At 68.3% G+C, this 9,305-nt stretch carries 5 protein-coding genes; 3 read left to right on the top strand and 2 right to left on the bottom strand.

What is annotated here, in order from left to right:
- Positions 1 to 193: 193 nt before the first annotated feature.
- The gene (locus HEP81_RS33105; protein ID WP_037664656.1) at positions 194 to 391 is read right to left on the bottom strand and encodes an MbtH family protein; all 198 of its coding nucleotides are present in this window, start codon (positions 389 to 391) and stop codon (positions 194 to 196) included.
- 670 nt (positions 392 to 1,061) lie between these two features.
- On the opposite strand from HEP81_RS33105, the gene HEP81_RS33100 reads away from it, so the two are divergent.
- Genes HEP81_RS33100 through HEP81_RS33090 form a run of 3 tightly spaced genes read left to right on the top strand, consistent with a single transcriptional unit; the run spans position 1,062 to position 7,836 of the window.
- Positions 1,062 to 2,825: a fatty acyl-AMP ligase gene (locus HEP81_RS33100; RefSeq protein WP_037664654.1), complete on the top strand. Its 1,764-nt coding sequence runs from the start codon at positions 1,062 to 1,064 to the stop codon at positions 2,823 to 2,825.
- A gap of 42 nt (positions 2,826 to 2,867) precedes the next feature.
- Positions 2,868 to 3,149: an acyl carrier protein gene (locus HEP81_RS33095; RefSeq protein ID WP_157854717.1), complete on the top strand. Its 282-nt coding sequence runs from the start codon at positions 2,868 to 2,870 to the stop codon at positions 3,147 to 3,149.
- A gap of 22 nt (positions 3,150 to 3,171) precedes the next feature.
- On the top strand, positions 3,172 to 7,836 hold the full coding sequence (locus tag HEP81_RS33090; protein ID WP_243279656.1) for a non-ribosomal peptide synthetase: 4,665 nt from the start codon (positions 3,172 to 3,174) through the stop codon (positions 7,834 to 7,836).
- A gap of 65 nt (positions 7,837 to 7,901) precedes the next feature.
- On the opposite strand, the gene HEP81_RS33085 is transcribed toward HEP81_RS33090, so the two are convergent.
- Positions 7,902 to 9,143 (bottom strand): MFS transporter, encoded by a 1,242-nt coding sequence (locus tag HEP81_RS33085; protein ID WP_051850622.1) that lies wholly within the window; start codon positions 9,141 to 9,143, stop codon positions 7,902 to 7,904.
- Positions 9,144 to 9,305 lie beyond the last annotated feature (162 nt).

The raw sequence follows: 9,305 nt of genomic DNA, 5'->3' as shown, positions 1-9,305 counted from the left end.
CACATGCTTCATCTCGAGTCAGACCCTTCAGAGCCTTCGGACGCCCATGCGCCGTTCGAGCCCACCCGTGTCAGCCCATGGAGAAGAACTGGTGTGATCCGTGCGGTAGTCACTTCCCCGCGATGGCCGGCCCGGGCAGGCCACGAACGGTCCCCCGAGCCCGCCCGAAGAGGCGGAGTCGCACCAAAGAGGGTTACTCGACCGGGGCGAGCGGCTTCATGTCGGTCCAGGAGCGCTCGACGTAGTCGAGGCAGCTCTGGCGGGTGTCCTCGCCGTGCACGACCGTCCAACCGGCGGGTACCTCGATGAAGTTGGGCCACATCGAGTGCTGCCCAGCCTCGTTGCGCAGGACGACGTACTTTCCGTCTTCCTTCTCAAAGGGGTTCGACATCCGGGACAACCTCACAGTCGTATCGCGGCTATTGGATGGCGAGAGCGCTGACGACATATTCAGCACGTGACATGAAAGGCAGGGGTTTACCGAGATCCATCTCGGGAAGATGCAGAACGCGGCATCGCTCATCCCTCGGAACTGTCGGGCCGAATCGGTGATTCGAGCGGACAGAGATCGGGTATGAGGTCACGCACCGATACAAAGATCCGTGCGGGAAGGAGCCCTTCCCCACGACGGCGCGACTGAAGTCAGAGAAAATCCGACATACAAAGACACAGCAAACACACTTCCCCCGTGCGATTCGTCACGTCCGCTGGCATTGGTTCGCAGCGATCACTTGACGCCACGCCATACAAACACTTGCCCTGCACCCCGTCAACAACCTTTCCAGCCCAAATGTCCCGCTTCGTCCTTACAATGAAACGCAAAACTCCCCCACCACCTCCGAGTTCGCGAACGCCGCGTGTCCTGAATGGCTCGGCCGCATGAACGCGCTGACGCAGTGTCACATTCGATCGAATCCGCAGATAGTTGGCGCGCACACGACACGCGTGCAGGACGCGGACCGTCGGCGCAACCCCTCTTACCGCCGCGCTTAAGTGCCGCTTAAGGACGGCCGATTACTGTCGGTCATCCGGAGCAACGCCACCCAGCATCGGGGGAAGGCATGGAGGCACAGTTGGACGCGCGGCTTGCCAGCACATTCGTGGATGTCGTACAGCGACAGGCCGACGTGCACGGTGATCGGGAGGCGTTCTCCTACATCCGGGACATGAGCGACGGTCAGATCACCGACTCGCTCTCGTACCGCGAACTGGACGCGCAGGCGCGGGTCGTGGCCGGCTGGCTCACCAAGCAGGGCGGCTCCTCGGGCGACCGCGTGCTGCTGTGCTTCCCGCCGGGCCTGGACTTCATCGTCGGCTTCTTCGGCTGCCTGTACGCGGGCATGGTCGCCGTGCCCGCCCCCATGCCCGAGGGGTTCAGCTCGGCCGAGGACCGGGTCGGCAAGATCGTCCGGGACGCCGGGATCAACCTCGCGCTCTCCGACGCGAACGGCGCTCCCAGACTCGAACGCTGGATCGCCGACCGGCTCGGGACCACGCTGCCCTGCGGTCCGGTCCGCGCCATGGACTCCGCGCTCGCCGCGAGCCTGACCGTGCCGGAGATCTCCCCGGACACACTGGCCCTGTTGCAGTACACCTCCGGTTCGACCAGCGACCCCAAGGGGGTCATGATCACGCACCGGAATCTGCTGGCCAATATGCGTCTGATCAGCGGATGTGCGGACGGCGGACCGGACAGCCGCGCCTTCTGCTGGCTGCCGGTCATCCATGACATGGGCCTGATCGGGCAGGTCCTGTGGATGCTCTTCATCGGCGGCTGTACGACGCTCACCTCACCCACCGAGTTCCTGCGCCGCCCCTACCGCTGGCTCCAGCTCCTGGACGAGCTGAACGCCGACTTCAGCGTCGCCCCGAACTTCGCGTACGACCTGTGCGTACGGACCGTCTCCGAGGACAAGGTCCCCGGCCTCGACCTGTCGCGCTGGCGGGTGACCTTCAACGGGGCCGAGCCGGTGCAGGCCCGCTCCCTGGCCAAGTTCCAGGAGAAGTTCGGGCCGGCCGGCTTCCGGGCCGAGACGTTCCTGCCCTGCTACGGCCTGGCCGAGGCGACCCTGCTGGTCACCGGGACGGCCGCCGACAGCAGGCCGGTGATCACCACGGTCGACGCCGAAGCGCTGGCCCGGGGTGAGTTCGTCCCGGTGGCCGCCGGGGACGGTCCGCGCGAGCTGGTCGGCAGTGGCACGGTGGACCGGTCCCGGGTGCGGATCGTGGACGCCGGGACTGGTGCCTCGCTGCCGGACGCCCGGGTCGGCGAGGTCTGGGTGCGCGGCGAGAGCGTCGCCCAGGGGTACTGGGGCCGCCCCGATCTGAACGCCGAGGTGTTCGACCAGAGCCTCGACGGCGAGACCGGCTTCTTCCGCACCGGGGACCTCGGCGTGATCCACGACGGCGAGCTGTACATCACCGGCCGCCTCAAGGAAGTACTGATCATCCGCGGGCGCAACCTCTACCCGCACGACCTCGAACAGACCGTGCGCTCGGTCGACCCGCGACTCGCCACCGGCGCCGGCGCGGTACTCGCCCTGGACACCCCCGAGGGCTCGGTCGTGGTGGTCCAGGAGATCAAGCCCCGCGGTCTGACCGAGGACGACTACCACGCGCTGGCCCAGGGCATCCAGCGGACCCTGGTGCGTGAATTCAGTATTCCGCTGCCCAGCGTGGTGTTCGTCGGACCGGGTCGCGTACGCAAGACCACCAGCGGAAAGATCCAGCGCTCGCTGATGAAGCAGCTCTTCGTGACATCGGAACTCAATTCCCTGCACGAGGAACTGACCGACGCCCTGCGGGCCCATCTGAAGAACGACTGACCGGACTACCAAGACCGGTCGGCCGAGAGAACGGATTTGGTTGTGACAACGGTGCACCGTGACAGCTCGCCGGACGAGATCCGGGCGTGGCTCATCGAACGGGTCGCTTACTACCTCGAACTACCGGCGGACAATATCGATCCGGACACCGAACTGGCCCAGTACGGCCTGGACTCGGTGTACAGCATGAGCATCATCGCCGAGATAGAAGACCAACTCCAGGTAAAGATCGATGAAATGGCCGCCTGGAAGTACCCCACGATCAACGCCCTGGTCGACTACGCCGAGAACCTGATCAGCGAACCGGTTCACTCCGCGCCGTAACGGCGCTTCGCTCAAGCATGTGATGGGACCTCAAGTGACGGATGCCCCGAGCACTTCTTTGCCTCTGCTGGCCGCGCAGTTGGGTGTGTGGGTGGCACAGCAGTTGGAGCCGGAGAGTCTTGTTTTTCATGTGAGTCAGTTCGCTGACATCGCGGGTCCTGTCGATGCGGATGTTTTCGAGTGTGCGCTGGGCCGGGTTCTCGTGGAGGCGGAGGCTCTGCGGGTGCGGATCGTGGAGCGCGGGGGCGAGGTCCGTCAGGAACTGGTCTCCGGCTCGGACTGGTCTTTGACCCGGGTGGATGTGTCCGGGCTTGCTGATCCGGAGGGTGGGGCGCGTGCGTGGATGCGTGAGGAGATGCGCCGTCCGTTCGATCTGGCGGGCGGGGGACGGCTGTTCACGTGGGCGTTGCTGAAGCTCTCCGAGGAGCGGTTCTTCTGGTATCAGCGGTGTCATCACATCGTGTTGGACGGATACAGCTGTTCGCTGGTGGCCCGTCGGGTGGCCGAGGTGTACACGGCGCTGGTCCGTGGTGTGCCGTGCCCGGAGACGTCGTTCAGGTCGTTGGGCCGGCTGGTGGAACAGGACCGTGACTACCGCGACTCGCCGCAGCACGAGCGGGACCTTGACTTCTGGTCCGCCCGGCCTCTGACCGAGGTGGAACCACTGCTGCTGTCCGGCCGGTCCGCATCGGCAGCCGACTTCCCTCTCCAGCAGTCGGCGTATCTGGACAAGGGTGCGGTCGATGCTGTGTGTGCTGCGGCGGGGCTGGGGCCTGCCGGGTGGACGGGCGCCGTTCTCGCTCTGAGTGGTGCGTACTTCGCGAGGCTTGCGGGCCGGGACACGGTCACGGTGGAGTTGCCGGTCACGTCCCGGGTCACGGCGGTGCACCGCAGCACCCCGGGCATGCTCTCCAACATCCTGCCCCTGAGCGTCCCCGTCCCGTCCGGGGCGACGATCACCGACGTCCTCACCGATGTCTCGGCCTCCGTCCGGCACCTCCTGTTGCGTCAGCGCTACCGGCAGGAAGACCTCCATGCGGGGCTGGGGCACGCGGGAGGGCAGTACGCGTTCGGGCCGATGGTCAACATCCTCTCCTTCGAGCACCGCCTCGACTTCGCCGGCCACCCGGCCTCCGCCCACCCCCTCACCAACGGGCCCGTCCCCGACCTCGCCCTCACCATCGCCCCCGACACCCACCCAGGCCGTCTACGGGTCGACCTTCACGCCAACCCCGCCCTCTACACCCACGACGACCTCACCAACCACCTCACCCGCCTCCAACACTTCATCAACAACCTCGCCGCAAACCCACAACAACCCATCGTGCGCACGGAGTTGATGGACCGGGCAGAGCGCACACAGGTGCTGGAGGGGTGGAACGACACCGCCCGACACATCCCCCACGACACTCTTCCCGTCCTGTTCGAGCAGCAGGTGGCGCGGACACCGGACGCCGTGGCGGTCGTCTTCGAGGGCGTCGAGCTGTCGTACCGCGAAGTGAACGAACGAGCGAACCGGCTCGCCCGCCTGCTCCTCGACCGGGGCGCGGGCCCGGAGCGATTCGTCGCCGTCGCCCTGCCACGCTCCGCCGACCTGGTCGTGGCGTTGCTGGCGGTGTCGAAGACGGGCGCGGCGTACGTCCCGATTGACCCCGACTACCCCACCGACCGCATCACCTACATCCTCGGCAACGCGGACCCCATGGCCGTCATCACCGTCGAGAACAGCGGCGTCGAACCACCGGCCGACATATCCCGAGTACTCCTCGACGCCCCCACCACCCGACAGGCCCTCCAGGCGCAGCCGTCCGACGACCTCACCGACGCCGAGCGCCGAACGACGCTCCACGCCGACGCGCCCGCCTACGTCATCTACACGTCGGGGTCGACAGGTCGGCCCAAGGGTGTGGTGGTCGAGCATCGCGGGATCGTGAACCGGTTGTTGTGGATGCAGGACCGGTTCGGGCTGGCGGCTGATGACCGGGTGTTGCAGAAGACGCCGTCCGGTTTCGATGTGTCGGTGTGGGAGTTCTTCTGGCCGCTGCTCGTGGGCGCCGGACTCGTGGTCGCGCGGCCCGGTGGTCACCGGGATCCCGCGTATGTGGCCGAGGTGATCGCCGAGCAGCGGGTCACGACGGTGCACTTCGTGCCGTCCATGCTCCAGGTGTTCCTCCAGGAGCCTGCCGCCGCCTGGTGCGAGGGGCTGCGGCGGGTGGTGTGCAGTGGTGAGGCACTGCCCCCGGAGGTGGTGGAGCGCTTCCGGCAGGTCCTGGACGTGCCCCTGTTCAACCTCTACGGCCCCACCGAAGCGTCCGTCGACGTGTCCTGGTGGGAGTGCCGGGGTCCGCTCGGGGCTTCGGTGCCGATCGGGCGGCCGGTCTGGAACACCCGGCTGTACGTGCTGGACGCGGGTCTGGCCCCGGCACCGGTCGGTGTCGCGGGCGAGCTGTACATCGCGGGCACCCAGCTGGCCCGCGGCTACCATCACCGCCCCGACCTGACCGCGGAACGCTTCGTCGCCGACCCCTACGGGGCTCCCGGCTCCCGTATGTACCGCACCGGTGACCTCGTCCGCTGGAACACCGACGGCCAGATCGAATACCTCGGCCGGGTCGACGACCAGGTCAAGATCCGCGGCTTCCGCATCGAACTCGGCGAGATCGAATCCGCCCTCGCCGCGCACCCCGACATCGCCCAGACCGCGGTGATCGTGCGCGAGGACCGTCCCGGTGACAAGCGGCTCGTCGGCTACGTCGTCCCCGCCCCCGGAGCCGTACCCGACCCGCAGGGGCTACGGGCGGACGCGGCGAAGTCCCTCCCTGACTACATGGTGCCCTCCACCGTCATGGTGCTGGATGTCCTCCCGCTGACCCCCAACGGCAAGCTCGACCGCCGGGAGCTGCCCGCACCCCAGTTCACCGCGAGCGCGTCAGGTCGGGCGCCCAGGACTCCCCATGAGGAGATCCTGTGCCAGGTGTTCGCCGAAGTCCTCGGAGTCGACGGTGTCGGCATCGACGACAACTTCTTCGAGCTCGGCGGGGACAGCATCCTGGCGATCCAGGTGGTGCGCCGGGCGGGGCAGGCCGGACTGGGTATCACGCCCAAGGATCTCTTCCAGTTGCGGAACGTCCGGGATCTGGCGCCCGTGGCGACCGTCGTCACGGACGCGGCGACGGAGGACGTGGACGCGGGTATCGGCGAGGTGCCGGCGACTCCCATGACGCGCTGGCTGTTCGAGCGCGGTGGGCCGGTCGGCCGGTTCCATCAGGCGATGGCGGTGCACACCCCGGCCGGTCTCACCCTCGATGACCTGCGGGCCGCGCTGCGGAGCGTCGTGGCGCATCATGACATGTTGCGGCTGCGTGTCGTTCGCTCCGCTCCCGATGCCGTCCCGACGCTCGAAGTGCGCGGGCGAGCCGCGGTGCACGTCGACGAGCGGATCAGCCGGATCGATGTGCGGGGGCTCTCGGACGACGAGATGCATGCGCTGACGCGTGCCGAACTCGATGCATCCGCACGGCGGTTGGACCCGGAGGCCGGTGTGGTCTTCGGCGTCACCTGGTGCGATGCCGGGCCCTCAGCGCGGGGCCGGCTGTTGTGGGTCGTGCACCATCTGGCGGTGGACGGGGTGTCCTGGCGGATTCTGCTGGCGGATCTCGCCGCGGCGGCTCAGGCGGCCGCGAGCGGCACGGCGCCTTCGCTGAGTCGTAGGGGTATGTCCTACCGGACCTGGGCGACGCGGAACCAGGAGCTTGCCCAAGAGGCGTCAGCCGACCTGCCGTTGTGGACCTCGGCGCTCAAGGCCGAGGAACAGAGCCTTGGTTCGAGGGCGCTTGATCCCGTCCGGGACACGGCCTCGACGTTGCGCGACATCACGCTGTCCCTGCCCGAGGCGACGACCGCCGATCTGCTGACCACCGTGCCGGCGGCCTTCCACGCCACCGTGCAGGACGCGTTGCTCGCCGGGCTGACCCTGGCGGTGTCGGACTGGCGTCGGCGGCGTGGGCTCGGTCAGGGCACGGCCGTACTGGTGGACGTGGAGGGGCACGGGCGGGACAGTCTGCCGGCGCCCGCCGATCTGTCGTCCACCGTGGGCTGGTTCACCAGTCTGTATCCCATGCTGCTGGACGCGGGTGAGGTGGACTGGTCGGACGTATGGGCGGGCGGGGCCGATCTGGGGCGGTCCCTCAAGTGGATCAAGGAGCAGGTGCGCGAGTACTCCGAGAAGGGGTCCGGCTTCGGTCGGCTGCGCTATCTCCGGCCGGATACCGAGGCGGAGCTGGCGGCCCTGCCCGCACCGCAGATCGGCTTCAACTACCTTGGCCGGTTCGACGTTTCGTCCGGGACGGGCGACGACTGGACGGCCGTACCGGAGTTCGGGCTGGTCGGCGGCGGTGATCCGGGGATGGGCGCGGCGCACGCGATCGAGGTGGACGCCGTCACCGAGAACCGTGCCGACGGAGCGCGGCTGACCGTCAAGTGGACGTGGCCAAACGCCCTGTTCACGGATGCGGAGGTGCGGGATCTGGCCGAGACGTGGTTCCGGGTACTGGGCGCGCTCGCGGCACACGGACAGCGCCCGGACGCGGGTGGGCACACGCCGTCCGATCTCTCGCTGGTCGAGCTGAGTCAGAGCGAGATCGACGACTTCGAGGACGAACTCGGTTCCGAGTGGGGGACTTGGTGAACCGCTGAGAGAAGCGGCGGAGCAATGGAGCGGCGGGCCGGGACGCATCGGTCCGCCGCCCCCCGTCACACCTGCTGCTCGAGTTCCGCCGTGTCCTTGGTGAGGGCCGGGGTCTGGGTGGCGGAGACGCTTCTGCGGAGGCGGCCGAGGCCGGCGGCCGCGGTCAGCAGGGCCAGGGCGGCGGCGCTGACCGGGACCAGGTAGCTGTTCTCGGCGTCGAAGTGTTCCACGGACCAGCCCGCGAGCATGCTGCCGAGGGAGGAGCCGCCGAGGAGGCTGGTCACGGCCAGGGTCATGCCCTCGTTGATCTGGGAGCGCGGGATCAGTTCCTGGACCAGGCCCATGCCGGTGATCATGGTCGGTGAGGTGGCCATGCCCGCGATGAACATCAGCGGGACGAGGGACCACAGGCCGCTGGCGAGGGTCAGCGGGAGCATCAGTACGGCCATGCCGCCGACGCCCATCAGGAAGCGGGTGGTGCTGGAGCCGCGCAGGGTGAGCATGCCGAAGAGCAGGCCCGCGAGGGCGGAGCCGACCGCCTGGAGGGCCAGGACCAGACCGGCCGAGGACTTGTGGTGCAGGGAGTCGGTGAAGGCGATCGTGACGACTTCGAGGGAGCCGAACAGGGAGCCGGTGAAGAGGAAGACGAGCATCATCACCTGGAGGCCCCGGTTGGTGAGCGGGGAGCGGGGGACCGAGGGGTCGGCGGGCTGGACCGGGGGTTCGGTGCCGCGCTGGAGGGAGAAGAGGACGGTGCCGCCCAGGGTCAGGATCAGCGGTGCGATCCGGCCCGCCTCGGGGGCGATGCCGGTGGCCAGGCCCACCACGATGATGGGGCCGAGGACGAAGCACATCTCGTCCAGGACCTGTTCGAACGAGTTGGCCACATGCATGCGTTCGTCGTCATTGCCGTAGAGCTCGGCCCAGCGGGCGCGGGTCATGCCGCCGACGTTCGGCGCGGTGGCGGACAGCACGTTGGTGACGAACAGGGTCCAGGTCGGTGCGTCGGTGGCGAGGCAGATGACCAGGGCGGCCGACATGGCGGCCGACCAGATGGCCGCGGGGATGGCCGTACGGGACTGGCCGTAGCGGTCGACGAGGCGGCCGAGGAGCGGGATCGTGATCAGGGTGGCGGCGAGGGACGAGCCGCCCACGGCGCCGGCCAGCGCGTAGGAGTGGCGCATGGCGGCGACCATCACCACGGTGCCGACGCCGGACATGGACAGGGCGAGCCGGGCCAGGAAGCCGGTGGTGGTGAAGCCGACGCTCCCCTTGGCGGAGAACAGTCTGCGGTACGGGGCGAACATGTGTGGTCTCTCCGTCGCGGGGCCGTGGCAACCGCGCGCGAAGGGAATCGGGCGGGCATTGGTCGCCAATGCCCCGGTCAGGGGCCGGGGTTGAGGATAGTGCCCGATCCCGCACACCGCCTCCCCAAGTCAACTGGCGGGTGTGCGGGGCGACATGGTGGA

The sequence above is a fragment of the Streptomyces griseofuscus genome (assembly GCF_014673495.1).
Lineage (GTDB): Bacteria > Actinomycetota > Actinomycetes > Streptomycetales > Streptomycetaceae > Streptomyces > Streptomyces murinus.
This window is presented reverse-complemented; position numbering and strand designations above follow the sequence as displayed.

Excerpts from the sequence above, each read along its gene's own strand:
- HEP81_RS33105 (WP_037664656.1), bottom strand. The coding sequence starts at position 391 with ATGTCGAACCCCTTTGAGAAGGAAGACGGAAAGTACGTCGTCCTGCGC.
- HEP81_RS33100 (WP_037664654.1), top strand. The coding sequence starts at position 1,062 with ATGGAGGCACAGTTGGACGCGCGGCTTGCCAGCACATTCGTGGATGTC.
- HEP81_RS33090 (WP_243279656.1), top strand. The coding sequence starts at position 3,172 with ATGGGACCTCAAGTGACGGATGCCCCGAGCACTTCTTTGCCTCTGCTG.
- HEP81_RS33085 (WP_051850622.1), bottom strand. The coding sequence starts at position 9,143 with ATGTTCGCCCCGTACCGCAGACTGTTCTCCGCCAAGGGGAGCGTCGGC.